At 69.3% G+C, this 22,699-nt stretch carries 28 protein-coding genes and 2 pseudogenes; 16 read left to right on the top strand and 14 right to left on the bottom strand.

The genetic code is table 11. From position 1 onward, the window contains the following. The first annotated feature begins 17 nt into the window (after window positions 1–17). Window positions 18–734 carry a GAF and ANTAR domain-containing protein gene (locus H4N64_RS39650; RefSeq protein WP_186287474.1) on the top strand — a complete coding sequence of 239 codons (717 nt, stop codon included), beginning with the start codon at window positions 18–20 and terminating at the stop codon, window positions 732–734. A 323-nt stretch (window positions 735–1,057) separates the two neighbouring features. On the opposite strand, the gene H4N64_RS39645 is transcribed toward H4N64_RS39650, so the two are convergent. The 3 genes from H4N64_RS39645 to H4N64_RS39635 form a co-directional block, all read right to left on the bottom strand. Continuing rightward, a complete protein-coding gene (locus H4N64_RS39645) occupies window positions 1,058–1,408 on the bottom strand; it encodes an ANTAR domain-containing protein (RefSeq protein ID WP_260860248.1) in 351 nt (116 codons plus the stop codon). Window positions 1,409–1,457: 49 nt separating this feature from the next. Then, window positions 1,458–1,814 (bottom strand): PRC-barrel domain-containing protein, encoded by a 357-nt coding sequence (locus H4N64_RS39640; RefSeq protein ID WP_186287472.1) that lies wholly within the window; start codon window positions 1,812–1,814, stop codon window positions 1,458–1,460. 174 nt (window positions 1,815–1,988) lie between these two features. Beyond that, the gene (locus H4N64_RS39635; protein ID WP_186287471.1) at window positions 1,989–2,267 is read right to left on the bottom strand and encodes a hypothetical protein; all 279 of its coding nucleotides are present in this window, start codon (window positions 2,265–2,267) and stop codon (window positions 1,989–1,991) included. Window positions 2,268–2,644: 377 nt separating this feature from the next. Here H4N64_RS39635 and H4N64_RS39630 point away from each other — a divergent pair, with 377 nt between their 5' ends. After that, the gene (locus tag H4N64_RS39630; protein WP_186287470.1) at window positions 2,645–2,857 is read left to right on the top strand and encodes a hypothetical protein; all 213 of its coding nucleotides are present in this window, start codon (window positions 2,645–2,647) and stop codon (window positions 2,855–2,857) included. Between the two features lie 719 nt (window positions 2,858–3,576). On the opposite strand, the gene H4N64_RS39625 is transcribed toward H4N64_RS39630, so the two are convergent. Continuing rightward, window positions 3,577–4,410, bottom strand: coding sequence for a ribonuclease BN (locus H4N64_RS39625; protein WP_186287469.1), 834 nt, complete (start codon window positions 4,408–4,410; stop codon window positions 3,577–3,579). Between the two features lie 159 nt (window positions 4,411–4,569). Between H4N64_RS39625 and H4N64_RS39620 the strand changes: the two genes are divergently transcribed. Both H4N64_RS39620 and H4N64_RS39615 read left to right on the top strand, forming a co-directional pair. Beyond that, window positions 4,570–4,926: a PRC-barrel domain-containing protein gene (locus H4N64_RS39620; protein WP_186287468.1), complete on the top strand. Its 357-nt coding sequence runs from the start codon at window positions 4,570–4,572 to the stop codon at window positions 4,924–4,926. 36 nt (window positions 4,927–4,962) lie between these two features. Continuing rightward, entirely contained in the window at window positions 4,963–5,133 is a 171-nt protein-coding gene (locus H4N64_RS39615; RefSeq protein ID WP_164904791.1) for a hypothetical protein, read from the top strand. A gap of 393 nt (window positions 5,134–5,526) precedes the next feature. Here H4N64_RS39615 and H4N64_RS39610 read toward each other — a convergent pair. Further along, a pseudogene (locus tag H4N64_RS39610) lies at window positions 5,527–6,044 on the bottom strand (Type 1 glutamine amidotransferase-like domain-containing protein). Further along, entirely contained in the window at window positions 6,045–7,283 is a 1,239-nt protein-coding gene (locus H4N64_RS39605) for an MFS transporter (protein ID WP_186287467.1), read from the bottom strand. 187 nt (window positions 7,284–7,470) lie between these two features. On the opposite strand from H4N64_RS39605, the gene H4N64_RS39600 reads away from it, so the two are divergent. After that, complete coding sequence (locus H4N64_RS39600) at window positions 7,471–8,205, top strand: D-Ala-D-Ala carboxypeptidase family metallohydrolase (RefSeq protein WP_186287466.1); 735 nt, start codon at window positions 7,471–7,473, stop codon at window positions 8,203–8,205. A gap of 48 nt (window positions 8,206–8,253) precedes the next feature. On the opposite strand, the gene H4N64_RS39595 is transcribed toward H4N64_RS39600, so the two are convergent. The 3 genes from H4N64_RS39595 to H4N64_RS39585 all read right to left on the bottom strand — a co-directional run bounded on the left by H4N64_RS39595 (window position 8,254) and on the right by H4N64_RS39585 (window position 10,496). After that, window positions 8,254–9,063, bottom strand: coding sequence for a phosphotransferase (locus H4N64_RS39595; protein ID WP_186287465.1), 810 nt, complete (start codon window positions 9,061–9,063; stop codon window positions 8,254–8,256). A 1-nt stretch (window position 9,064) separates the two neighbouring features. Then, window positions 9,065–9,952 (bottom strand): hypothetical protein, encoded by an 888-nt coding sequence (locus tag H4N64_RS39590; RefSeq protein WP_186287464.1) that lies wholly within the window; start codon window positions 9,950–9,952, stop codon window positions 9,065–9,067. Between the two features lie 136 nt (window positions 9,953–10,088). Further along, on the bottom strand, window positions 10,089–10,496 hold the full coding sequence (locus tag H4N64_RS39585; protein ID WP_186287463.1) for a RidA family protein: 408 nt from the start codon (window positions 10,494–10,496) through the stop codon (window positions 10,089–10,091). Between the two features lie 99 nt (window positions 10,497–10,595). Here H4N64_RS39585 and H4N64_RS39580 point away from each other — a divergent pair, with 99 nt between their 5' ends. After that, complete coding sequence (locus H4N64_RS39580) at window positions 10,596–10,976, top strand: winged helix-turn-helix transcriptional regulator (protein ID WP_186287462.1); 381 nt, start codon at window positions 10,596–10,598, stop codon at window positions 10,974–10,976. A gap of 5 nt (window positions 10,977–10,981) precedes the next feature. Here the strand turns inward: H4N64_RS39580 and H4N64_RS39575 are convergent, their stop codons facing one another. Together H4N64_RS39575 and H4N64_RS39570 are read right to left on the bottom strand one after the other, a co-directional pair. After that, on the bottom strand, window positions 10,982–11,509 hold the full coding sequence (locus tag H4N64_RS39575; protein ID WP_186287461.1) for a DUF2269 domain-containing protein: 528 nt from the start codon (window positions 11,507–11,509) through the stop codon (window positions 10,982–10,984). 86 nt (window positions 11,510–11,595) lie between these two features. Next, window positions 11,596–11,898, bottom strand: a complete 303-nt coding sequence (locus H4N64_RS39570) for a hypothetical protein (RefSeq protein ID WP_186287460.1) — start codon at window positions 11,896–11,898, stop codon at window positions 11,596–11,598. Window positions 11,899–12,035: 137 nt separating this feature from the next. On the opposite strand from H4N64_RS39570, the gene H4N64_RS39565 reads away from it, so the two are divergent. From H4N64_RS39565 to H4N64_RS47050, 3 genes are all read left to right on the top strand, one after another. Beyond that, window positions 12,036–12,701: an NADPH-dependent F420 reductase gene (locus H4N64_RS39565; protein WP_186287459.1), complete on the top strand. Its 666-nt coding sequence runs from the start codon at window positions 12,036–12,038 to the stop codon at window positions 12,699–12,701. Window positions 12,702–12,779: 78 nt separating this feature from the next. Continuing rightward, a complete protein-coding gene (locus H4N64_RS39560; RefSeq protein ID WP_186287458.1) occupies window positions 12,780–13,394 on the top strand; it encodes a hypothetical protein in 615 nt (204 codons plus the stop codon). 745 nt (window positions 13,395–14,139) lie between these two features. Continuing rightward, window positions 14,140–14,388 (top strand): hypothetical protein, encoded by a 249-nt coding sequence (locus H4N64_RS47050; protein ID WP_418896332.1) that lies wholly within the window; start codon window positions 14,140–14,142, stop codon window positions 14,386–14,388. A gap of 205 nt (window positions 14,389–14,593) precedes the next feature. Here the strand turns inward: H4N64_RS47050 and H4N64_RS39550 are convergent, their stop codons facing one another. The 3 genes and pseudogenes from H4N64_RS39550 to H4N64_RS39540 all read right to left on the bottom strand — a co-directional run bounded on the left by H4N64_RS39550 (window position 14,594) and on the right by H4N64_RS39540 (window position 16,916). Beyond that, window positions 14,594–15,454 carry an alpha/beta fold hydrolase gene (locus H4N64_RS39550; protein ID WP_186287457.1) on the bottom strand — a complete coding sequence of 287 codons (861 nt, stop codon included), beginning with the start codon at window positions 15,452–15,454 and terminating at the stop codon, window positions 14,594–14,596. A 119-nt stretch (window positions 15,455–15,573) separates the two neighbouring features. Then, window positions 15,574–16,063, bottom strand: a pseudogene (locus H4N64_RS39545) (M15 family metallopeptidase domain-containing protein); the annotation flags it as partial. 7 nt (window positions 16,064–16,070) lie between these two features. Continuing rightward, window positions 16,071–16,916 (bottom strand): hypothetical protein, encoded by an 846-nt coding sequence (locus H4N64_RS39540; RefSeq protein WP_186287456.1) that lies wholly within the window; start codon window positions 16,914–16,916, stop codon window positions 16,071–16,073. A gap of 171 nt (window positions 16,917–17,087) precedes the next feature. On the opposite strand from H4N64_RS39540, the gene H4N64_RS39535 reads away from it, so the two are divergent. From H4N64_RS39535 to H4N64_RS39505, 7 genes are all read left to right on the top strand, one after another. Continuing rightward, window positions 17,088–17,594 (top strand): carboxymuconolactone decarboxylase family protein, encoded by a 507-nt coding sequence (locus H4N64_RS39535; RefSeq protein ID WP_186287455.1) that lies wholly within the window; start codon window positions 17,088–17,090, stop codon window positions 17,592–17,594. Between the two features lie 170 nt (window positions 17,595–17,764). Further along, window positions 17,765–17,857: a putative leader peptide gene (locus H4N64_RS46560; RefSeq protein WP_186287454.1), complete on the top strand. Its 93-nt coding sequence runs from the start codon at window positions 17,765–17,767 to the stop codon at window positions 17,855–17,857. Window positions 17,858–18,013: 156 nt separating this feature from the next. After that, window positions 18,014–19,036: an ABC transporter substrate-binding protein gene (locus H4N64_RS39525; RefSeq protein ID WP_186287453.1), complete on the top strand. Its 1,023-nt coding sequence runs from the start codon at window positions 18,014–18,016 to the stop codon at window positions 19,034–19,036. A gap of 5 nt (window positions 19,037–19,041) precedes the next feature. Then, window positions 19,042–19,890 carry an ABC transporter ATP-binding protein gene (locus H4N64_RS39520; RefSeq protein ID WP_186287452.1) on the top strand — a complete coding sequence of 283 codons (849 nt, stop codon included), beginning with the start codon at window positions 19,042–19,044 and terminating at the stop codon, window positions 19,888–19,890. Then, window positions 19,887–20,807 carry an ABC transporter permease gene (locus H4N64_RS39515; protein WP_186287451.1) on the top strand — a complete coding sequence of 307 codons (921 nt, stop codon included), beginning with the start codon at window positions 19,887–19,889 and terminating at the stop codon, window positions 20,805–20,807. Before H4N64_RS39520 ends, H4N64_RS39515 begins: the two co-directional genes overlap by 4 nt. Before the next feature lie 48 nt (window positions 20,808–20,855). Further along, window positions 20,856–22,217, top strand: coding sequence for an LLM class flavin-dependent oxidoreductase (locus H4N64_RS39510; RefSeq protein ID WP_186287450.1), 1,362 nt, complete (start codon window positions 20,856–20,858; stop codon window positions 22,215–22,217). Between the two features lie 47 nt (window positions 22,218–22,264). Further along, the coding region (locus H4N64_RS39505; protein WP_186287449.1) for a TauD/TfdA dioxygenase family protein at window positions 22,265–22,699 on the top strand (435 nt) is incomplete at its 3' end.

The raw sequence follows: 22,699 nt of genomic DNA, 5'->3' as shown, positions 1-22,699 counted from the left end.
AATCGAGGGTGCCCACGATGGACCAACAGCTTCTGGCCAAGACCTTCGTCGAGCTGGCCGACAATCTGGTCGCCGACTTCGACCTCATCGATTTCCTGCGCCTGCTGACCGACCGCTGCGTCGGCATGCTCGACGCGAGCGCCGCCGGGGTACTGCTCGCCGACCGGGACGGCAAACTCCGCGTCATGGCCGCCTCCGACGAACGGGTGCGCCTTCTGGAGCTCTTCCAGCTCCAGAACGACGAAGGCCCCTGCCTCGAGTGCTTCCGCACGGGCGTACCGGTGATCGTCCCCGACCTCGGTACGGTGACCGCCCGCTGGCCGCGCTTCGCGGTGGCGACCCAGGGCAGCGGGTTCGGGGCGGTCCAGGCCCTGCCCATGCGTTTGCGGGACGAGATCGTCGGCGCCCTGAACCTCTTCCGCACCGCCCCCGGCCCCTTCGACCCAGCCGCCACACCCGTCGCCCAGGCCCTGGCCGACGTCGCCACCATCAGCCTGCTGCAACAGCGCACCGCTCAGCGCAGCACGGTGCTCAACGAACAGCTGCAGACGGCGCTGAACAGCCGGGTACTGATCGAACAGGCCAAGGGGAAGCTCGCCGAACGCCAGGGCATCGACATGGAGCAGGCGTTCACCGCGCTGCGCGGCTACGCCCGCTCCCACAACCGGCGCCTGGCCGATGTGGCCCGCGCCCTCATCGACGGTTCCGAACCCCTCACCGGCCTGGGGTCCTGACCCTTGCCTTGCCGGAGCCCGCTAGTGCTCTGCGCCGAAGGCGATTGCGTGGATGTAGACAAACGACATCACCCCTGTCCTCAGGGCACCGCCGGTAACAGGGAACGGCCCACACCGCCCCCTGGCGGTCCGGCGCCGCCCGTGGGGCAACTGCGGCTGCCTACAGGCGATGCGGAGCGGACAACGGACGAGGAACCGCACGACCGGTGTTTGAGATCCACGAGGCGGGCTACACGACAGAGGCGTCCGACGGCCGTCCTGGACGAAGGCACCGGAGAGTTGAGCTCACAGCTCCCGTTGCCGTCCGCTGGGTGCGCACGCCGTCATCTCCGGTCCGCCGCGTGGAGGCGCCTCAGTGCTCGGCGAAGCTCCCGCTGTATCGGTTCCGGGAGCGTCCGGTCCTTCGTCGTGGCGACCAGAGCCGCGGCCACGTCACGGAGCTTGACGTTGCAGTGCTGCGACACGTCCACCAGCAGGTCCCAGGCCCTCTCGCTGGAACACGGGGCCAGGGCCATCACCATGCCTCGTGCCTGGTCGATGGCCGCACGGCTAGCCAGCGCCCGACCCAACTGCTCGTTCCTGGCGCGCAGTTCGACGACCTCGGCCAGCAAAGCCGCGTCCCCCTCAGAAGGCACAGTCCTCAACAGCCGCTGTTCTTCACGGGGCGGGGTCATTTGGTGCATGGTCCGTACCTCACAGGGCAGTCATCCCGTCCGTGGGTGATCAGCGGCGCACCAGTTGCCGTTCGCCGGCCGCACCGGGCTTGTAGGGCAGTCCGTAGTGCTTGAAGACCGCTTCCTCCTGCTCGGCGGGCAGCACATCGTCGGTGCCGAGCGAGGGGGCCTGCTTCACCAGCGTTCTGACATAACCGACCCTGAGATAGCCCGGCCCGACGATCGCGTCCTCAAGAGGGACGAAGACAAGACGATGCCGGGTGGGCAGCCCGGTCCGTACCGTGGCCATGGCCGGCTCATCGGTGGTGGTGTCCACATAGACCGCCTCCAGGACACCGATCTTGTACGACTCGGTGTCGACGACATCGCGGTTGCGCCATTCTCGGACGTCGGCTGCGTGGATCATGACCTCTCCCTACCTGAACGACACGCCTGGCGGTCGTGAGTCACCCCCTGGTTCTCCGCGTGATCGCCGCAGCGCACGCTGCATCCGCACCGGGAGCGACTTGCCCTCCCAGGCGGCGACCAGGACCCCAGCCGCCTCCGAACGCAACCCGTGGCTCCCCGGCCACTTCACGGATCACCTGCGGTGTTCGCGTTCCCGACGGTCCTCGCGCCGCCAGCGCACCCGATTCTGACGGCTGTAGCGGCGGTCCCAGCGTTCCTGGCGATTCCGGCGCTCCTGGTAGTCCCGGTAGTCCCCGAGATCGGAACTGCCGCTGCGGCTCCGGCCGCCGCCACGATCGCGGCTGCGTCGGGTGGCGGCATAGACCAGCACCGCCGCAGCCACCCACCAAATGGGATCGAGGAAGCCGAAGCCGAACAGGACCGCGATGAGGATGAGGAGCAGGACGAACACGGTGGGCCTCCCCGGGAGCGGGACACAGCATCGATACCGGGGACTGGGGCCTCACCCCACAGCGTAGTCCTGCCCAACGGTTGCGGATAGCGTGCGACGTAAGCGCGTCTGCCTGGCATGGATGGCTGCTTGAGACCTGTTCGGGAACTGCGGCGAGGTCTAGCGTGCGACATGCCGCCCCTGCCCCCGGCAGCGTCGTACCGCCAGCGCGCTCTCCAGGGGGCGCACGGCATCGGTGCCGGAACCCGCCGCGTCACGAGCGAGGCCATTCCGTACGCGCCCATCGTCACGCGATCCCGGTCGCGCCCCGATGCGCCCCGAGCGGGCTCCGGTCTGCCGCCCGGCGCGTCGCACGCATCCCACACCAGGCGGTACACATGTACGCGCTGATCGTTCCCGCTTCGACCCCCTTCGTCCTGCTCGCCACCGTGATGGCCCTGTCCTGGTGGGAGGACCACATCCTGCCGACGCCGCCGACCGAGTCGGCCGAAGCCCCCGCCGAGGCTCCGTTCACCCCGGCGGCTCCTGCCCAGCTCCCAGAACTCCTCAGGGCCGGCGCTGCGTTGACAACGGACGATGCCAGGCATTGACGGCAGCACGGCGTAGGGCTGTGCCACTCCGGATTATTCGGCGCAGCACTCCACCTTCCCGCCTCGCCCGGCCCCCGCGGAATCAAGGAAATCCCCGCTACCCGGAGGCCCGGCATGCCCTGGATTCTTCTCCTTCTGGTGGTCCTCTGGATCGTCGGCTTCGCAGTGCGCGGAGGCAGCCGTGGCAGGCGCCGGTACAGCCGCAGCCGCAGGTAATCCACTCCACGCCCATCCCACGCGGGAACGACCCTGTACGGCGATCACGCTCGGGAGCCCGTCCAGTGGACACGCGGGACCGGCCGGCTCTCCGGAAGCCTGAAACAGGCCGACGGCAAAGCCAAGGACGCGCCCGTGCCCTCGGCCCGTCACGACGGCGATGTCCGGGCAACCGAACAGGGACTCGGCGAGCGCGTCAAGCGGCACAGTTCCCTCACGGAGCAGCCGCTGTCACCCGAGGCCGCGAGCACTGCGCGACACAGTAGGCCGCCATCCAGGAGCAGTTCGTCGAATCACCACGCAAGCCGTCACCGAGGCAGCTACCGCAGCATGCATGCACACAGCAGCCCTCGTGGTCAGGGCAGAGCGTGGTGGAGGGCGGTGCCGTTGACCCAGGAGCCGCCTCGCACCTTGTAGAGGCCTGCGGATCCGAAGAGGAACCCGGCCCGGCAGCGATGACGAACTCGCGGCCCAAGCGAAATGACCAGTTGGGGGGCCGCATCTCATCTGCGCCGTTTCAGTGCGTGTGCCATGCGTGGGAGTTCCTCGTACAGCAGTCGGCCGACCAGCGCCCCGCCGAAGACGACGACACCCACGCCGACCAGCCAGGACTGGATGACCAGGACAGTTCCGACAGGTCCGAAGGTGACGGTGTTGGATGCGATCAACGGCGAGAAGACGAGCCTGGAGAAGACCCTCAGGCCGATCAGCCCGATCACGGTGGCCACGGCGCCCGGCAACAGGGCACGCCAGCGGATCCTCCCGCCGAGCAGCAGGCGCTGGGACCACCACAGCAACAGGACGGCACTCAGCGACGCGACGGCCCCACCTGCCAGGGGTTCACGCCGCAGCGTGGTGGTGGCGGAGACGTAGAGATATCCGGTGAGGACGCCGAGCCACACCACATGACGCCATCTCGCCCACCAGCGGGCCGACGGCAGGCCCCAGACCTTCTCATAGCCGGTCTGCACCGCCGCCCCGAAGCTCAGACCGAACACGGCAAGGGCGGCGATACCGAACGCGGTCGTGGTCCGCAGGGCCTGGCCGGGCCGGGTGAACAACTGCTCGACCTGCCGCGTGGAGGCCATCGACACGCCAAGCCCTTTCCCCAGCCACTGTGCGAACCCCCGCCCGTGCTCGGGATCGGCAGAGGAGACAATGATCAGCAGCGGCACCAGCGTGAGAAACCCCAGCGCGGCAAAGCCCAGCGAGCGCGACCACAGCTCAATTTCCCTGCTCCGCCGCCATCCGCGCCCGACGGGCGAACGGCTGATCATATGGCGCAGCGGCCCGAACCGAGATGAACGGTCCGCGGCATCGGAAGGCTTCATCGGCATGCCTGTCGACTACCACGTTCGGAACCCTTGCCGCGCGAGGGCGCGACGCAGAGATTCCCGGATAACCTGGAAGAACAAAGGGCTACCGGGCTCAGCGGGCTGCGACTGCCCGAGGGGGCGGCTCGTACCGGCCCGGATCAACGGCTCAGGAGGCAGGCCATGATCCATGCAGCCGATATCCGCGAGTGGCGCAACCGCAGCGTCGTCGACCCGAAGGGCCACAAGATCGGCGTACTCGAAGCGGTCTACGTCGACACCACCACCGACGAACCGGCCATGGCCACGGTCCGCACCGGACTCCCCACCCGCCACCACCTGGCCTTCGTCCCCCTCGACGAGGCGACCCTCGGACCGGACTACGTCAAGGTCTCCTACACCAAGACGCTGGTGAAGAAAGCGCCCTCGGTCGGCATGGACGACATCCTGCCCGCGGAGTCAGAGGAAGCGATCTTCCAGCACTACGACATGCCCTACCAGACGGGCGCAGGCGGCGAGCGGCAACTCGCGCGCCGCTGATCGCCCGCTCAGCCACCCAAGGGAGGTGGACGCGTCATGGCCCTCTTGCTCTTTCTCGTTCTGGTCGCCGTCGTGCTGGGAATCATCGGAGTGGCGGCGGAGGGGCTGGGCTACCTACTGATCATCGGCATCGTGATCCTTGTGGCTGCGCTGGGCCTCATCGCCGTCCGCTGGTCCCAGCGCACCGGTCACCGCCCCCTCCGATGACGAACGACACCCTGTACTCCGTGGAAGCCCAGCCGTTGGGAGCCGTTCGGGAGCCGCCCCGCTCCCCGAGCCCTCCCACACACCACCCGAGCCCCACCAAACCCAACGCCCTGACCTGCGAAAATGCCAAACTGGCAGGTGCCGATCACGCCCTAACCAATCCTCATTCGGGACGAAGAGGTCGCGAGTTCAGAACTCGCAGCAGCGAGTGCAGCCGGGTTCGAAGAGTCGCTCGCTGGACCGTCACGCACCCAGCAGCAGTCGGGGCCAGTGGGACCGTTCCCGAGAATGCCGGAAAATGCCCTGACAACCGGTCAGGACAACGCGTACGGGCAGGTCAGAGGCACAGCAGACGCGCCCCGGCCAGGCGCCTTCCAAGCACCCGGCCGACGCCTAATCGATCAGTCGGCATGCCAGAGCCCGCTCGGCCACACCGTTCTCCCCCGCGGGCTCGACCCGGTACAAGCAAGCCGTCGCCTTACGAGTCACCGCCTCCGCGAACTGCCCGTCCGTGAAAAGGGCGCCGACCCGTCTTCCAGGGCCCATCCCGCGGGCAGCATGCCTGTGGCCACGGCTTCCCGGTACCCGGCGCGGCGGCCCGGCTCGCTGTCGTAGTGCGGGCACACCGAACCCGTCAGCAGACCCAGCCCGTCCGGCAGGCAGGTCAGGGGGCCGAAGGAGTCCGTGTGTGAGGCCTCGGCCCAGCAGTTGGCGCCGGCTCTGATGCCGCAGAGCAGCGTTCCGCGGTCGTACGCCTCGCGCAGCAGCCGGTCCACCCACGTGGGGACGAAGCAGACCTTCGGCCGACGCTTGCCCGCGTGGGTCAGCAGCCAGTCGTCCAGCACCCCGTCGTCATCTGTGGAGAAGCCTCCCCCGAGCAGCCCTGTGCGATGAGCACGGCCTACGACCATTCAAGCCCCCTCAGTCTCCATATCCGATCCCCGCGCTTCCCGCACCCGCGAGATCGCCAGCACCACCGCTTGAAGCACCGCCCCGGACAACCCCACCCACAAGGCGAACCGATAGCTGACCTGATCGGCCAGCACTCCCCCGAGCGGCGCCCCCACCGCCACCATGCCCCAATTGAACGACCGAATCGTGGCGTTCATCCGCCCACGCAGTCCCTCCGGAGTGACCGCCTGCCGATAACTCATTTCCACCGGGCTCTCGATCGCGATGGCCAGGGAGACCAGGAAGAAGGCCATGGACACCGCCAGTACCGCCCAACTCCCCTGCTCCGCAAGGACAATCGGAAGCCAGCCGACAGCGGCCAGTACCCGGAAGACGATCAGCGTGACGCCAACGTCGAACCGTCCAAGGACCCGCCCGGACAGCGCCCCGCCGAGCACCGCCCCGACCCCCGCGCACGCGTACGTGACACCGAGACCGAAGTCGCCGACCCTCAACTCGCGCAGTGCGAACACCACGAACACTGTGCTCACCATGGTGTTGAAGAGCAGCATCGCGTGCGAGGTCAGCGCGATGGGCGCCAGGGTGCGGTGGTGGTAGACCCAGGCGACTCCTTCGCGCAGTTCGCTGCCCAGGCTGCGGCGCCTGCCACGATCGGGGGTGGGGTCATGGGCGTTGACCGACATGAGCAGGAGGCCGGACGCGAGATAGGTGAGCGCATCCAGCAGCACGGCGAGCGGCGCGCCCAGGTACTTGATCAGTACCCCGGCGATCAGAGGTCCGGTCGAGCCGGCCACCGCACTGGCCTGCTCGGTCCGCGCGTAACCGGCGTTCAGGAGTTCCCTGGGGACCAACTGCGGCACGTACGACAGACTGGCCGCCTCGAACAGCAGGCTCAACAGCCCGACGGCGAAGACGCACAGGCACAGCGTCGCGATGCCGAGCAGGTCCAGCGCGTAGAGGAGGGGGATCGCGGCCAACACGACCGCCCGTGCGAGATCCGTGCCGACCAGCACGGGCTTACGTCGGCAACGGTCCACCAGGACCCCCGCGACGAGCCCGAAGAGGAGATACGGCAGCCAGCGGGCGGCGTTCACCACTCCCACCTCGGTCGCGGAGGCGCTCAGTGTCACCACGGTGAGGATCTGCAGGGCAAGCCCCGAGATCTGGGACCCGAACGCCGACACCGCGGAGGCGGTCCAGAAGAGCGGGTATCCGGGGACGTCCACCAGTCGCGGCATGATCGGACCGTAGCAACTTCGTCGGCGCGCCTGCCGGTGAGGACCACCAGGACCAGCTGCCCGCGGACGTTCACCACCCCGCCACCGCCGCACCGTTGACGCGCGTAGCGCTTGGCCTCAGGCTGGGCACCGATCGCCGCCGTGAGGGCGGTTGTCGTACCCGGAAGTCGACGACCCGGAGGTCGGGATGTTCAGACGGATGGCACGTTCCCTGCTCGCGTTTGTCATGATCACGTCCGGTGCGGTGGTGGGCATGAGCGCCACCGCGGGCACCGCGCACGCCGACGAGTGCTACACCTGGAGCCGCACCCTCTCCGAGGGCGCCTCCGGCAGCGATGTCACCCAGCTCCAGATCCGGGTCGCGGGCTGGGTCACCTCCGGCGAACGCCTCTCCTACGACGGCCAGTACGGCGCCCGCACCGCGGCCGCCGTCAAGAAGTTCCAGTCCGCGTACGGGCTCGTCGCCGACGGAGTCGCGGGACCGGCGACCTTCAGCAAGCTCTACGCGCTGCAGGACGCCGACTGCACCCCGATCCACTTCACCTACGCCGAGCTCAACCGCTGCAACTCCGACTGGTCCGGCGGCGCCGTCTCCGCGGCCACCGCCAAGGCGAACGCCCTGAAGACCATGTGGAAGCTGGAGGCCATGCGGCACGCGCTCGGCGATGTCCCGCTCACCGTCTCCAGCGGCTTCCGCTCCTACGCCTGCAACAGCGCCGTCGGTGGCTCGTCCACCAGCCGCCACCTGTACGGCGACGCCGCCGACCTGACCGGCTCCCCGACCCTGTGCCGCCTGGCCCAGCAGGCCCGTACGCACGGCTTCTCGGAGATCCTCGGCCCGGGCTACCCCGGCCACAACGACCACACCCACGTCGCGCTCGACCCCTCCCCCTACTGGTCCGCCCCCACCTGCGGTATCTGAGCGACCGTTGTCGGAGCCGACGGCTGGTGGGCAGGGATTCTCGGCCGGTCAGTCCAGCAGAGCGGTCGTGAACGCGTCGCGCTCGGCTGCCAGCCAGCCCTGGATGCGGTCCCACCGCTCCCAGCCGCCGCGCTCGGCGAGCATGCGCTGGTAGACGGGGTTCCCGTCGGCGACCCGGCGGGCGACGAAGGCCCGGCAGGTCTCCGTCGTCTGCTCGATGACCTCGGCCAACTCGGCGCGTTCGCACGGCGGTAGGCCGTAGGCGTCGGCGAGGAGGCGCAGGCGCGCGGGGGCGTCGAGTTCGGCGGGGTAGAGGGCGGCGGCGGATTCCGGGTCGAGCATGGGGATCCAGTAGCGGGCCGTCATGGCGAGGTCCCAGACCGGGCGGCCCGGGGCCGCGAAGTCGAAGTCGATGAGGGCGGCGGCTCGGCCGTCCCGGAAGACGACATTGTCCGGGCACACGTCGTTGTGGCAGAGGATCGTGCCGCCGGCCGGATCGGCGAGGTCCGCCGGCCACTCGACACCGGCCTCGACACCCACGGCCGCGCTCCCGTCGTGCAGTTGGCGCAGGAGGCGGCCCACCGATGCCAGGGCGGTGTCGGTCAGTGCCCAGTCCGGGAAGGGCGGCAGGGCAACGGCGCCGGGGATGAAGGTCAGTTGCTCGCGGCCGTCGTCGGTGAGCCCGACCGGGGTCGGGGCCGCGTCGAAACCGTGGCTCCCGAGCGCGAGCAAGTGGGCGTGCAGGGCACGGGCGTTGGGCGGCGCGGGGCGGTCGACCAGCCCGCCCCGCCGGATCACCGCGCCGGCGTTCACCGAGCCGCCTGCCAGCTCCTCGCCCTCGGCCGTCATGCGGATCATGCTACGGCGGCTCAGTCATCCGTGCGGTCGCTGCGGCCGCCCTCAGCGCGGCCACCGCGGCGCCCGCGTCCTCGGCGTAGAAGCGGAAGGTCCGTGCCTCGGCGGGCTTGCCCCAGGCTCGTACGTAGCGGACGGGCTCGGTCAGTTCGACCGTGACCGTCGTCTGGCCCGCCACGGCCAGGTCGGAGACTCCGTTGTCGTCCACGGCTCCCAGCTTGCCCTCCGGGAACCTGCGGTCCTGGCGGACGGAGGCGATGCGGTCGGCCGGGACACGGATGTCCAGCAGGGCGCCGTAGCGCAGGCGCAGTGAGCCGTCGGGGCCGATCACATGGGGGCGGACCACGCACGAGGCGTGCAGGGCGATGACGAAGTAGCAGCCCCAGATGTCGAGGACCAGGGTGACGGCGTGCACCACCGGCCAGGGGATCAGGAAGGCCAGGGCCACGGTTTCGACGACGCAGACGAAGAAGAAGCCGTACATGACCGCCGTCTGGCCCGGGGCGTACGGGACGGCGAGGTCGCCGTCGCGTACGCCGTGCGGGCCGCGGCGGGTCACCCAGCGCAGGAAGCTGGTGGAGAGGAAGACCTCGTGCGCGGTCAGCTTGCGCACGGGCGCCGGGACGGAGTCGGCGAGCGCGGCGAGGAGGGCTGGGTGCCTGTCGAGGCCGTCGCGGCGGTGGCGCCGGTAGTCGAGGGTGAGCAGGGCGCTCGCCGCGATCATGACGGCGAGCACCGCCAGCTCCATGGCCAGCCGTGCGGCCGACGGTATGGCCACTCCCCCGGCCAGGCACAGAACGAGCACGAGCTCTCCCGGCAGCAGGGCCGCGAACGACCACCGCACCGCCCTCCTCGTCACCTTCATCCCGCCCGCGGGCTCTCCGATTCGCATGGCCCCAGTAGAAACGTTGCCGTTGCGACAAGGTCAAGCCAGCTCCGAGGAGCCGAAGCGGATCCTGCGCCGGAGTCCGTCAGGAGAAGTACTTCGATCCGGACACGGCCTGTCAGTTGGACGCGCTCATCGAGGGTCAGTCGATGACCGCGGTGGCTTCGACCTCCACCAGATGCTCGGGTACGTCCAGGGCGGCAACGCCGATCAGTGTGGCCGGCGGGACCGGGGTCTCCCCGAGGGCCGCGGTGGCCCGGGCGATGCCCTCCAGGAGCTGGGGCATCTTGTCGGGGGTCCAGTCGACGACGTAGACGGTGAGTTTCGCCAGGTCGGACAGGGAGGCGCCGGCCTCGGCCAGGGCGGTGGCGACGTTGAGGTAGCAGCGTTCGACCTGGGCCGCGAGGTCGCCCTCGCCGACCGTGACGCCCTTGTCGTCCCAGGCGACCTGCCCGGCGACGAAGACCAGCTTGGAGCCGCTTGCGACCGACACCTGCCGGTAGACGTCGATCTCCGGCAGTCCGCTGGGGTTCAGGAGGGTGATGGCCATGGTGGGTGCCCTTCGTGTGCTCTCTTGTGGTTACTCAGGAACCGTAGGAGAGTGTGCGTTGACATGGAAGAACGCACTTTTCGGTGACGGGGGAACCTCATGGTGACCAAGCAGGTCAGGAGCACTGCCGAGGACGCGGACCTGGCGCGCGCGGACTCGCTGGCGCGGGAGATCTTCTCCGACGTCGCCAACAAGTGGGCGCTGCTGATCATCGAGTTCCTCGGCGACCGGACGCTGCGGTTCAGCGAGCTGCGCAAGGAGGTCGAGGGCATCAGCCACAAGATGCTCACCCAGAACCTGCGGATGCTGGAGCGCAACGGTCTGGTCGAGCGGACGGTCTACCCGACCGTGCCGCCCCGCGTCGAGTACACGCTCACGGCGCCGGCCCAGGAGCTGCGGGAGACGATCGACGGCCTGTGCCGTTGGACGCGCACGCACATGGGCCATATCGAGTCCTCCCGCCACCGCTTCGACGACTGACCGCGTCAGGCCGGCTGGCGTACGCGCTCGGGCTTGGTGGCCCGGGTGCGCAGGCGGCGGCCTCGTCGGGTCAGGCCCCAGGGCTTGAGGACCGAGATGACCATCATGAAGACGTAGGCGGACAGGGACACGATCGGGCCGGCCAGGACCTCACTGGCATCGGGCAGGGGGCCGCCCGCGGCGACGGCGGTGACCGCGGAGTTCACTCCGGGGCGCAGGGCGAAGGCCGTGGCGGTGGTGGTGGCCAGGGTCAGCCAGAACTTGGTGCAGACCCACCGGTGCCTGGCCAGCCCCCAGACGGTGCCGAGGGAGAGCAGCAGGCCGCTGAGGAGGGTCAGGAAGGCGACGGGGAGCAGGAGCCAGTCCGCGAACAGCTTCATGGCCCGCACCGATGCCTCCACCGTCACCGGCGAGCCGGTGCTTGCGGCGGTGCCGCCCAGGGCGAGCAGGCCGAGCGTGAGCCCGAGCCAGGAGGCGGAGGCGACGACATGGACGACGAGGGTGGCCCGGCGAGCGGGGCGGCTGAGTTTCACGTGGCACAGCCTGCCGAGCAGCGCCGTGCGGGGCGTCTGACGGCGGGAGCAACCTCATGTACTCGCGAGGGCGTACGCCGCTGTTGTCAGGCTGCTCCACTGACGCCGGGGGCGACGAAGCGCCGGTGCAGCGGGGACGTGGTCACCGTGGGGTCGCTCTGCAGGCCCAGTTCGCCCTTGAGGACCGGTTCGATCCGCCCGGCGATGAACTGCGCGAACTGGCCCTCCGACTCCCAGATGTCGAAGACGTGGAAGCCGCCGTCGTCGAACCAGCTCGCGTGCGTCAGGAGTCCGTCGGGCACGTCCTCTTCCCAGCGCACGCGGTCACGGGCCGCCTCGTACACCTCGGGGGTGACCTCGGGCCAGTCGATTCTCAGGGCGATTGCCATAGGGGCCTCTCTTCCTCGTCCCGGCGGCGGTACTCCACCAAGTCTTTGTCGCACCCACAGGCCTCACAACCGGAGCCTGCCTCCCCCGGCCCACAGGACTACGACTTTGGTGCCGCTCCACGTGGGCCCGCGGCCCGATGGGCCGAGCCGCGGCAGCGGTTAGCGTCAACGGCATGCGTATAGGACTCCTTGGCACCGGCAATGTCGCCCGAGCACTGGCCCACGGATGGAGCAGCGCGGGACACGACGTACTCCTTGGCTCCCGTAGGCCGGACGAGCGGAAGGAACTCGGCCTTCCCGTGGCAGGACTGAACGAGACCGCCGCCCACGCGGAGGTTCTGGTGAACGCCACCCCGGGAAACGTCTCCGTCGAGCTGCTGCGTTCCATCGGCGCGCCCGCCCTGGCCGGCACCTTGCTGATCGACGTCGGGGTCGGCCTCTCCGACGACTACACCGAGCTCTCGCACCCCAACAGCAGCCTGGCCGAACAGATCCAGGCGGCCTTTCCCGACACCCTCGTCGTCAAGACGCTGTGCACCATGGACTCCACCGCGATGGTCGCCCCGGCGGGACTCGCGGGCCCGAGCACCGTCTTCCTCTCCGGCGACGACACCGAAGCCAAGCGGACGACGGGGAAGCTGCTCACCGACCTCGGCTGGCCGCCGTCGTCCCAGCTGGACATCGGCGGCATCACGAGCGCCCGCGGCCAGGAGCACTTCGCCCTGCTGTTCATGGGGATCGCGCACGGTCTGGGCGCCCACACGTTCAACATCAAGGTGGTCACTACCGCGGCGCGGAACTGAGGTCCCACGGCCCGTAGAGCGCGCTGCCGTTGCGACCTCGCGGACGACATCCTGGCTGCCTGGGTGGAATGGCGCCGCATGCAGCAGTTGGCCGCCACCAACCCGAGCTCGCCGGCAGGACTGGCCGCGCTGGAGGAGTACCTCGTGCCCCGACTCGCCGCGGGCACGGGTCTGCCGACCACCGAGTGGCGCGGCAGGACTGTCCTGGCTGCCACAGTCATCGCGGCCACCGTCGGCTGCAGCGTCAACCAGGTCAGTGGCTTTCGACAACGGGATCAGCTCAGCACGCTGCAGCCAGGGCCTTGCCCGCTCACGGTTCCGGTAACCGGGCAGATCAACGGCAGGCCCTGGCGCGAACACCTCGACTTCAACGAGGTCACGACCTTGATCACCGGCATGCGGCCGCAGGAAGTACAAGGTCTGCGGTCCGGCTGCTGCCCCGATCCCGAGAACGGCAGCCGACATCTCATCCGCAGTCACCACTACAAGAACGTCACCGACGACGATGGCCAGCACGTCTCGGCCGGTGAGGAACGGAATGTTCCCTGGGTTGCCGTCACCCCGGTCGTCCGCGCGATCCGAGTCCTTGAACGCATGGTCCCCGAAGGCGAACTGCTCTTCAGCTCCGCCCACCACGACTTCGCCCGCGGCCGCCGGCGCGACGGCGCCTTGAAGAACAGCAGTATGAACTAGCGAATCGAGGACTTCATCGCCTGGATCTACCGGGAATCCGAATCCCAAGGGCTGCAGGACCAGAGCGTTCCCCAAGACCCTCACGGCGCCATCGGGCTCGGACGGTTCCGCCGGACCCTGGCGTGGCACATCGCTCGCAGACCTGGCGGACTCGTCGCGCTCGCGATCCAGTACGGCCACATGCGCACCGTCCTCGACGCCCGGACGTCCAGCGGCTACGGCAGCCGAAGCCGTCGAGGCATCCACAGTGTCCTCGACGTCGAGACCGCCCTGGCCGCCGCTGACACCGCAGCACGGCTGCGAGACCGCCTCGCCGTCGGCGAGAAGATTTCCGGACCAGCCGCCCGACGAGCCCTCACAGCCTCGATCCAGTCACCACGATTCGAGGGCCGCACCGTCACCCAGAAGTTCGCCAAACAGGCCGCCGACTACCTGGCCCGCGACGGTCTGGTCCTCTTCGACAACCCAGACGCGTGCCTGATCTGCGTCTTCAAGCGCGACAACGCGCTCTGTGAACCAGGCGCCAACGCAACCGCCCCGAACCAGTTTGACTGCCGCCCGGCTGCGGGAACGCCATCCGCCTCGACAGCCATGCGAACGAGCTGCTGGAAGAAGCCGACCGCATCAACCAACTCGCGCCCCTCGCCCCTCAACCGCTGGCCAGGCGCCTTCGAGTCGCCGCCGAACAGCATCGCGCCACCGCCGATGCTCACCACACCACCGCCCAACCTGCCGAGGACCTGTCATGACCGAGCAATCCACCGACGAGCGCGCACGCATCCGTGCCGCCATCGACCGGCTCCTCACCGGCCAGCCCACAGCCTCCGACGGCGCCCTGACCGTCGTCGCTCTCGCGGCCGAGGCCGGTGTTCACCGCATGGCCCTCCAGAAACGCCACGCAGATCTGAAGAACGAGTGCTACGAGCGCGTCCGCACGGAGACGAAGCAACTCCCCGAATCGGAAAGCGGCTCCGGAAGACCGTCTCCGATCTGAAGGAAACTGTTGCCGCGCAGAAAGCCGAAATCACGGCACTCCGGCACCAAGTCACCCAGCTCGCGCTCGCGAACGCCGTCCTCACCCGCCAGGGACAGAACCTGAACAAGAGCTCGGAGGAAGCACCGGACAATGTCGTCCGCCTGCACCCGAAGGAAGGATGACCGCCAGACGCCCCTGCCGACCGTAGGTCCAGGACACCTCGTTACCGGTAGTCCCTGGCCAGGAACTTGATGACGGTCTGGACGAAGTCGTCCGGACCGTCCACCCACGGGCTGTGCGCGGCGCCTGCCTGGACGATGTGCTCGCCGCGCGGGAAGAGCCCAGCCACCTCGGCGGCGGAGTCCGGACGCGGGGAACCGTCCAGCTCGCCGGAGATGACCAGGACGGGCACATCCAGTTCAGCCAGTACCGCACGGGCGGCGTCCGCGCCGTCGAAGGCGCCCGGGGCCAGGTAGGCATCCGCCGCCTCCACGTCGAACCACTCCTCGCACGCGGCGGCGTGCGCCTGCGCGGCGGCATCCCAGCGACCGTAGGACAGGCGGTCGAGCAGCGCGAAGTCCGCGTCGCTCGCCTCCCCGGACACCGCCCGCTCGAAGGCCGGCCGGACCTCCTCGTACCAGGGTTCCTCCCGGCGCAGCTCCAGCGCCTCGCGACGCCGTTCGACGGGGAAGTCGATCCCGGCAGTGCGCGCCCGCGCGCAGACCAGCACGAGCGAGCGCACCCGCTCCGGGTAGCGGGCCGCGTAGGCCAGTACGAGATCACCAGCGGCCGAGTGGCCGAGAAGATCCAACTGCTCCAGTCCAAGAGCGACGCGCAGCGCCTCGATGTCCTCGGCCTGCCGGTCCACCCGGAAGCCCGCGAGGTCTGCGGGCCTGGCCGAGTCCCCCGTGCCGCGCAGGTCCAGCAGTACCAACTCCCGCTGCGCGGCCAGCCCACCGAGGTCGCCGAAGTAGGCGGAGCGCATCATCGGCCCGCCGGGGATGCAGACGAGCGGTCGGTCACCCCCCGAGCCCTTTCGGTGGTAGGCGAGGCGGGTGCCGTCGGGCACGTCGAAGGTCAGCATGAGCGGGATGCTTGCAGGTGGCGCGATAAGCCGCCACGGAATAAGCGACCTGGTGCACCAATCCTGCAAGCTCTTCGAAGGGCCTCCCGCTTCTGAACACAAGAACTTGACTGGGAACACCACTCCGTCGGGTAGTTCACCAGACCTGCGGCGGTCAGGGCGGTGCTGAGGATCTCGCGGTGCTCGCGGGCCTCGGTGGTGACGTTGTCGGCGTCGGTGAGGGTCAGGTCGACCGCTGCTCCGGCGCTGTGCGGGGCGATGTCGGGCGGGGAACGAGCGGCTGGCGGCCGTGTGGATCCGGGCAGCGGGCCAGTCGGGGTGGAGCGTCCGCAACTCGGCCGTGTATTCTTCGAAGTAGTGGCGTTGCAGGGTGAGTGGGCGTTATCCCTCGACGAACTGCAGACGCAGGCCGCCTGGCAGCAAGTCCTGGGCGGTGATGAGCCTTTGGACGACTCCTTGGCGGAGGTGGGCGAAGGCTCCCGCTGGGTCCGCCTTGCGGGGGTCGACTAGGAGGGCGCCGTCGGCGCGGACGTCGACGAGGGGCTCGCCGGATTCCTGGACCGGTATCGCGGCGATCTTGGGGTCCGACATCAGCGTGATCTCGTTCATGGGGAGATCATCGCTTCTGGTGGCGCTCCAGTCGGGCAGTCGCCGTATCCGAACGGCGTCGGGCGTCGCGGACTCGGCGTTCGATCGCCTTCAGCTTGTCCCGTGCCTGGCGTTCTGCCTCGCGTGCCTTTCGGTGGTCTTGCTCGACGCGGCTGAGTTCCTCGCTCAACTCGCTGATCTGCTCCTGCAGTTGAGCAGTCCTGCCCTGCGCCGCCTCCGCCTCCCGCCCGGCCTCGGCCGCCTCCTCCTCCAGCGCTCGCAGCTCGCGTACGGCCGTGTCGGCGTCCCGGCGGGCCCGGGTCAGCGCCTCGTCGTCGCGGCGTTTCGTCGGGCGGGGTGCGGGCGGGGCGGTGGGGCGGCGTACCGCGGTCGGGCTGACGTCGGGGAAACCGACGGCCGCCTCCAACGGTCTGGCCAACCGGCCCTTCGCCCATTCCTCGGCCGCCTCCGGGTCGGCCAGCACGGCGTGCAGCGTCGCCTCCACCTCGCGCCCCACGTCCTCGCCGACCGGATGCCCGGCCTCCGCCGCCAGCTGTCGGGCCTCCCGCGAGACCGCGCGGATCAGGGTCCGTTGCTGCCCGCTGAGTTCCCGCAGCTGCGCCCCGTCCAGGTCGTGATGGGCGCGCCTCAGCCCTTCGCCGAGCCGGAGCAGGGCCTCGACCTCGTCCGGGCGTTCCCGGACCAGGAGGTTGCTCACCCACGCCGGAAGGCTGGGGCGGCGCAGCTTGCCGATCTTCTCCGCGAGGGCGCGGTCGCCGGAGGTGCGGGCCGCGGCCATGCGCGCGTTGCGCGCCGCCGTGAATTCCTCCGGCCGCAGCGCGTACAGCTCGTCGGCGACCGTGTCGATGTCCACCGGGCTCCTGTCGATGCGGGCACGCTGCCTCCTTCGAGCCTAGGAGGGACCCGCGCGGTGCGCGCGTCGGGAGCGAGGCGTCCGGAATTTCTCCCGCTCCCGCCGTCACACTCCACCCCCGGCATCCGTCAGTGCGGTGAAAGCGACGTGATACCCGAGAGGAAATCGCTGATGGAAGCACGTTCGATCACTGCAGAGATACCCCTGCGGCCGCGGATGACCGAGGACCCCTCGACGCTCGTGCCCGAGATGGCGGAGGTGTCGGCCGCGCTGTTCAAGGCCACCGGCAACCAGTCGGTACCGCGGTCCACGATCAGCCTCGTCCACCTGCGCGCCGGCCAGATCGTCGGCAGCACCTACCTGACCGTTCTGCACACGGGGTTCCTGCGCCAGGCAGGTGAGTCCGAGGAGCGCATCACCTCGGTGTCCTCCTGGCCGGACTCGCCGTATTTCACCAGCGCGGAGCGCGCCGCGCTGGCTCTGGTGGAGGCGGTGCTCCAGCCCTCGGCGGAGGGCGAGCGGGTGTCCGACGAGCTGTACACCGAGGTCCGCGAGCACTACGACGAGAAGGCCCTCACCACGTTGACCATCGCCATCGGCCAGGTCAACTTCTTCACCGCCCTCGCCCTGGTCACCAAGCCGGTGCCGGGACGGTCGTTCACCGATCCCTGGGCCTGAACCAGGCCGAACAGGATCCGGCAGCCGGTCGGCGCTCGCGGGCGCCGGCCGGCTCACTCATGTCATGAATTGTGAACGCGGCACTGCACGCGTATGTCGCACCGTTGCGAGTATGGGACGCCGGCTCAACCGACATTGACCTGGCCGGAATTCGCTGCAACTCTCTTGCCGTGAGCAAGTACGAGAACCTCGCCGCGCGCCTGCACGTCGATCTGCGACGTCAGGCCAGCGCCATCTGTGCCGCCGGTTGTCACACCCGCTGACAGGCTCAGTTCCCCTTCGCTCCGTTTTCACAGTCGGCTTGCCCGAGCCGCTGTTCTCACAGACGTCGGACACCTCGCAGCTATTTCCGCCGAGGCCCCTTTTCCGCCGTACGACGTCTGCCATTTCCTTCACCGGTTTCCCGAACAGGACCTTCCATGGCTGCCAGCACGGCAACGACCCGACGTCAGTTCCTCACTCTGCTCGGTCTCTCGACGGTGGTCGTGAGCTGTGGCACGGCCGCGTCCGGAGCCGCGTCCGGCAAGGGCCAGACGCGAACGCTCCGCTACCAGGGCTGGGCGGGCCAGGTCACGCTGCCGGAACTGGCCGAGAACCTCGGCTACTTGGAGGACGTGAAGCTGGAGTGGGTCGGCAACACGATCAGCGGTCCGCAGGACATCCAGTCCGCGGCCACGGGCCAGATCGACTTCGGCGGCGCGTTCAACGGCGCGGTCGTCAAACTGGCCGCGAACAAGGCGCCCGTCAAGGCGGTCATCAGCTACTACGGCTCCGACAAACACGCCTACAGCGGCTACTACGTCCTCAAGGACAGCCCCATCCGCTCCGCCCGGGATCTGATCGGCAAGAAGGTCGGGATGAACACCCTCGGCGCCCACGCCGAGGCCATGCTCGACATCTACCTGGAGCGCGGCGGCCTGTCCCGGGCCGACATCAGCAAGGTCGAGCCCCTCGTGGTGCCGCCGGTCAACACCGAGCAGTCGCTGCGGCAGAAGCAGATCGACGTGGCCGTCCTCGGCGGCGTGCTGCGCGACAAGGCCCTGGCGACCGGGGGCATCCGCCCACTGTTCACCGACTTCGAACTGCTCGGCGCGTTCAGTGCCGGCACCTACGTCATGACGGACCGCTTCCTCCAGCAGAACCCCGACACCGCGCGAACCTTCGTCACCGCCGTCGGAAAGGCCATCGAGTGGGCCCGTTCCACACCCCGGGAAGAAGTCATCGCCCGAATGACGGACATCGTGAACAAGCGCGGCCGGAACGAGGACACCGCGCCCCTGAAGTACTGGCGCTCCTATGGAGTCGCGGAAACGGCGGGCCGGATCACCGGCAAGGAACTCCAGTTGTGGATCGACTGGTTGAGCGAACGCGGCGACATCGACAAGGGACAGGTCGAGCTGTCGGACCTCTACACCAACGAATTCAACACCGCGGGGAGCTGAACCCGATGCCGGCATCCACCACGCAATCCACCAGTCCCAAGATCGTGTTCGAAGACGTACGGAAGGAATTCACGGTCAAAGATCGGGCGGGAGATCGGCACAGCACCCGTTTCACCGCCCTCGACGGCATTCATCTGGAGATAGCGGCAGGCGAGTTCGTCGTCCTCGTCGGTCCGAGCGGCTGCGGAAAGTCCACTCTGCTGGATCTGCTCGGCGGGCTCACCCGCCCCACCGGCGGGCGGATCCTGTTGGACGGCGAACCCGTCACCGGCCCCGGCCTGGACCGGGGCATCGTGTTCCAGCAGTACGCGCTGCTGCCGTGGCGCACGGCGCAGGGCAACGTCGAGTTCGGTCTGGAGGCCACCGGCGTGCCCTGGCGTCAACGGGCCGCACGTGCCAGGGAGTTCCTCGACCTGGTCGGCCTGACCGGGTTCGAGGACCGCCATCCGCATGAGCTGTCGGGCGGGATGCGGCAGCGGGTGGCCATCGCCCGCAGCCTCGCCTACGACCCCGATGTGCTCCTCATGGACGAGCCGTTCGCCGCGCTGGACGCCCAGACCCGGGAGTCGCTCCAGGACGAACTGCTGCGCATCTGGCAGCGCACCGGCAAGACCGTCGTCTTCATCACCCACGGCATAGACGAGGCCGTCTACCTGGGACAGCGCGTCGCCGTCATGACGTCGAGGCCGGGCCGCATCAAGCGGATCGTGCCGGTCGCCTTCGACTCCCGTACGGCGACGGACGACCTCCGCTCCAGTGCCCAGTTCGCGCGCTTCCGCCACGAGATCTGGTCGCTGCTGCATGACGAGGTGGCCAGGGCCCAGCAGTTGGAGATGGAGGAGGCATCCGTATGAGTCCGACGACCGGCACCGCCACCGGCAAGACCGCGACGGCCGGCGCGGTGGAGGCCGCCGCGCCCGCCCCGGACCTCTCCCCCGCTCCTCCCGCCGCGCCGAAGCCTGACGTGCGGCGAGCACCCTCCGTCCCGGTCCGGGTCCGCCGACTGGGGCGCCTGTCGCTGACCGTCGCGACGAAGTCCGCCGCTATCGTTGCTCTGCTGCTGCTCTGGGAGACCGCGCCGCGACTCGGTCTGGTCGACCGGACCTTCCTGCCTCCCTTCAGCGAGGTCGCCCGCGCCTGGTGGGAGTTGGCGGCCGACGGTCAGCTCGCCGACAACGCCCGTGCCAGCCTGGTGCGCTCGTTCAGCGGATTCGGACTCGCCGTGGCCTTCGCCGTACCGCTCGGGCTGATGATCGGCTGGTACCGGCCGGTCGCCGACCTCCTCGGACCGCTGCTGGAGGTGTTCCGCAACACCGCGGCGCTGGCCCTGCTGCCGGTGTTCGTGCTGCTGTTGGGCATCGGCGAGACCTCGAAGATCTCCATCGTGGTGTACGCGTGCACCTGGCCGATCCTGCTCAACACCATCAGCGCCGTCCGCAACGTCGACCCGACCCTGCTGAAGCTCGCGAAGTCGATGGACCTGTCCGCGCCCCGGCTGTTCCAGAAGGTCATCCTGCCGGCGTCCGTGCCGGTCATGTTCACCGGCATCCGGCTGGCCGGAGCGGTGTCCATCCTGGTACTGGTCGCCGCCGAGATGATCGGCGCCAAGGCGGGTCTCGGCTATCTGATCAACGCCTCGCAGTACAACTTCGCGATCCCGCAGATGTACGCGGGCATCATCACGATCTCCGCCATCGGCGTCGCCTTCAACCAGCTCCTGGTGACCGTGGAACAGCGGCTCAGCTCGTGGCGCGTGCCCGCCGCCGGCTGACCGCGCCCCGCCGCACGCCCGCCCCGACTCCCCTTCCGAGGAACCCTCATGCCCTCCACCGGTCCACGCACCCTGCATCTGAACGCCTTCCTGATGAACGCCGGCCACCACGACGCCGCCTGGCGGCACCCCCGCACCCAGCCCGAACGCGTCACCGACCTGCGCTACTTCCAGCAGCTCGCGCAGACCGCCGAACGCGGCCTGCTCGACTCCGTGTTCCTCGCCGACGGCCTCGCCCTGTGGGGCAACGTCCGGCACAACGCGCTCGGCGGCTTCGAACCGCTGACCCTGCTGTCCGCGCTGGCGGCGGTGACCGAGCGTGTCGGCCTCATCGCCACCGTTTCCACCACCTTCAACGAGCCGTTCCACACCGCGCGCAAGTTCGCCTCCCTGGACCACATCAGCGGGGGCCGGGCCGGCTGGAACATCGTCACATCCGGCACCGTGAACGAGGCCCGCAACTTCGGGCAGGACGAGCACCTGGAGCACCGGCTGCGCTACGAGCGCGCCCGGGAGTTCCTGGAAGTCGCCACCAAGCTGTGGGACAGCTGGGAGGACGACGCGATCCTGCTCGACCGGGAGCGCGGCGTCTACGCCGACACCGACAAAGTGCGGGAGATCGACCACCGTGGCGATTACTTCGGAGTGCGCGGCCCCCTGAACGTGCCGCGCACCCCGCAGGGCTACCCGCTCCTCGTGCAGGCGGGCTCCTCGGAGGACGGCAAGGAGTTCGCCGCCCAGTACGCCGAGGCCGTCTTCACCGCCCAGCAAACCCTCGCCGATGCCCAGGCCTTCTACAAGGACCTCAAGTCCCGGCTCGCCCGCTACGGCCGCACCGAGGACCAGCTGCTGGTCCTGCCCGGTATCGCCCCCGTCATCGGCTCCACCGAGGCCGAAGCCCGCGCCCTGGAGCAGGAGTTGACGGATCTTCAGGTTCCCGATTACGGGCTCGCCCAACTGTCCGGGATGCTCGGCACCGATCTGACCGGGCTGCCCCTGGACGGGCCGCTGCCCGACCTGCCCGAGGAGCGGGACATCAACGGCAACAAGAGCCGCTTCACCCTCGTCGCCGAACTCGCCCGTCGCGACGGCCTCACCCTGCGCGAACTGATCGCCCGGCTCGGCGCGGGCCGCGGCCACCGCGTCTTCGCCGGCACCCCCGAACAGCTCGCCGACCAGCTGGAGGAGTGGTTCACCCAGGGCGCCGCCGACGGCTTCAACATCATGCCGCCCCATCTGCCGGGCGGCCTGGAGGACTTCGTCGACGACGTCGTGCCGATCCTTCAGCGGCGCGGCCTGTTCCGTACGGAGTACACCGGCCGCACCCTGCGCGAGCACTACGGCCTGGCCCGACCCGCCAACCGGCTGGTCACGGCTGCCTCGGCCCCCTCCCTGGCCACCACCTCCTGACCACCCCCGCCCCCTCACCGATCACCCACCGGAAGGACACCCGCACGATGACCACCAGTACCGACTTCGACATCCGCCGGATCGGCGGCCGGATCGGCGCCGAGATCCTCGGCGTCGACCTCTCCGCCGAGCTCGCCCCCGCCGTCGTCGCCGAGATCAACTCCGCGCTCCTGGAACACAAGGCGCTCGTCTTCCGCGGCCAGCACCTCGACGACGCGGGCCAGCTCCGCTTCGCCTCCCTCTTCGGCGAGCTCACCACCGCGCACCCCACGGTCCCCTCTGTCGACGGGCAGCCGAACATCCTGCCCGTCGACGGCGAGGAGGGCATCCGCGCCAACCAATGGCACACCGACGTCACCTTCGTGCGCACGCCGCCGAAGGCGTCCACCCTGCGCGGCATCGTGATCCCGCCCTACGGCGGCAACACCCTCATCGCCAACTCGGCCGCCGCGTACCGGGATCTGCCCGTGCCGCTGCGCGAG

The organism is Streptomyces cupreus, from assembly GCF_014257025.1.
GTDB lineage: Bacteria > Actinomycetota > Actinomycetes > Streptomycetales > Streptomycetaceae > Streptomyces > Streptomyces cupreus.
Note: the sequence above shows the minus strand (reverse complement) of the source record. Positions and strands in the feature narration are given on the sequence as shown.

Bases quoted from the DNA above. Each gene is read 5' to 3' on its own strand.
- H4N64_RS39595 (WP_186287465.1), bottom strand. From the start codon at position 9,063: ATGATCCGCATGACGGCCGAGGGCGAGGAGCTGGCAGGCGGCTCGGTG.
- H4N64_RS39585 (WP_186287463.1), bottom strand. From the start codon at position 10,496: ATGGCCATCACCCTCCTGAACCCCAGCGGACTGCCGGAGATCGACGTC.
- H4N64_RS39600 (WP_186287466.1), top strand. From the start codon at position 7,471: ATGTTCAGACGGATGGCACGTTCCCTGCTCGCGTTTGTCATGATCACG.
- H4N64_RS39645 (WP_260860248.1), bottom strand. From the start codon at position 1,408: ATGACCCCGCCCCGTGAAGAACAGCGGCTGTTGAGGACTGTGCCTTCT.
- H4N64_RS39605 (WP_186287467.1), bottom strand. From the start codon at position 7,283: ATGCCGCGACTGGTGGACGTCCCCGGATACCCGCTCTTCTGGACCGCC.
- H4N64_RS39625 (WP_186287469.1), bottom strand. From the start codon at position 4,410: ATGCCGATGAAGCCTTCCGATGCCGCGGACCGTTCATCTCGGTTCGGG.
- H4N64_RS39515 (WP_186287451.1), top strand. From the start codon at position 19,887: ATGAGTCCGACGACCGGCACCGCCACCGGCAAGACCGCGACGGCCGGC.
- H4N64_RS39560 (WP_186287458.1), top strand. From the start codon at position 12,780: ATGCAGCAGTTGGCCGCCACCAACCCGAGCTCGCCGGCAGGACTGGCC.
- H4N64_RS39615 (WP_164904791.1), top strand. From the start codon at position 4,963: ATGGCCCTCTTGCTCTTTCTCGTTCTGGTCGCCGTCGTGCTGGGAATC.
- H4N64_RS39650 (WP_186287474.1), top strand. From the start codon at position 18: ATGGACCAACAGCTTCTGGCCAAGACCTTCGTCGAGCTGGCCGACAAT.
- H4N64_RS39580 (WP_186287462.1), top strand. From the start codon at position 10,596: ATGGTGACCAAGCAGGTCAGGAGCACTGCCGAGGACGCGGACCTGGCG.
- H4N64_RS39565 (WP_186287459.1), top strand. From the start codon at position 12,036: ATGGGCCGAGCCGCGGCAGCGGTTAGCGTCAACGGCATGCGTATAGGA.
- H4N64_RS39510 (WP_186287450.1), top strand. From the start codon at position 20,856: ATGCCCTCCACCGGTCCACGCACCCTGCATCTGAACGCCTTCCTGATG.
- H4N64_RS39640 (WP_186287472.1), bottom strand. From the start codon at position 1,814: ATGATCCACGCAGCCGACGTCCGAGAATGGCGCAACCGCGATGTCGTC.
- H4N64_RS39570 (WP_186287460.1), bottom strand. From the start codon at position 11,898: ATGGCAATCGCCCTGAGAATCGACTGGCCCGAGGTCACCCCCGAGGTG.
- H4N64_RS39525 (WP_186287453.1), top strand. From the start codon at position 18,014: ATGGCTGCCAGCACGGCAACGACCCGACGTCAGTTCCTCACTCTGCTC.
- H4N64_RS39590 (WP_186287464.1), bottom strand. From the start codon at position 9,952: ATGCGAATCGGAGAGCCCGCGGGCGGGATGAAGGTGACGAGGAGGGCG.
- H4N64_RS47050 (WP_418896332.1), top strand. From the start codon at position 14,140: ATGACCGAGCAATCCACCGACGAGCGCGCACGCATCCGTGCCGCCATC.
- H4N64_RS39535 (WP_186287455.1), top strand. From the start codon at position 17,088: ATGGAAGCACGTTCGATCACTGCAGAGATACCCCTGCGGCCGCGGATG.
- H4N64_RS39630 (WP_186287470.1), top strand. From the start codon at position 2,645: ATGTACGCGCTGATCGTTCCCGCTTCGACCCCCTTCGTCCTGCTCGCC.
- H4N64_RS39520 (WP_186287452.1), top strand. From the start codon at position 19,042: ATGCCGGCATCCACCACGCAATCCACCAGTCCCAAGATCGTGTTCGAA.
- H4N64_RS39550 (WP_186287457.1), bottom strand. From the start codon at position 15,454: ATGCTGACCTTCGACGTGCCCGACGGCACCCGCCTCGCCTACCACCGA.
- H4N64_RS39620 (WP_186287468.1), top strand. From the start codon at position 4,570: ATGATCCATGCAGCCGATATCCGCGAGTGGCGCAACCGCAGCGTCGTC.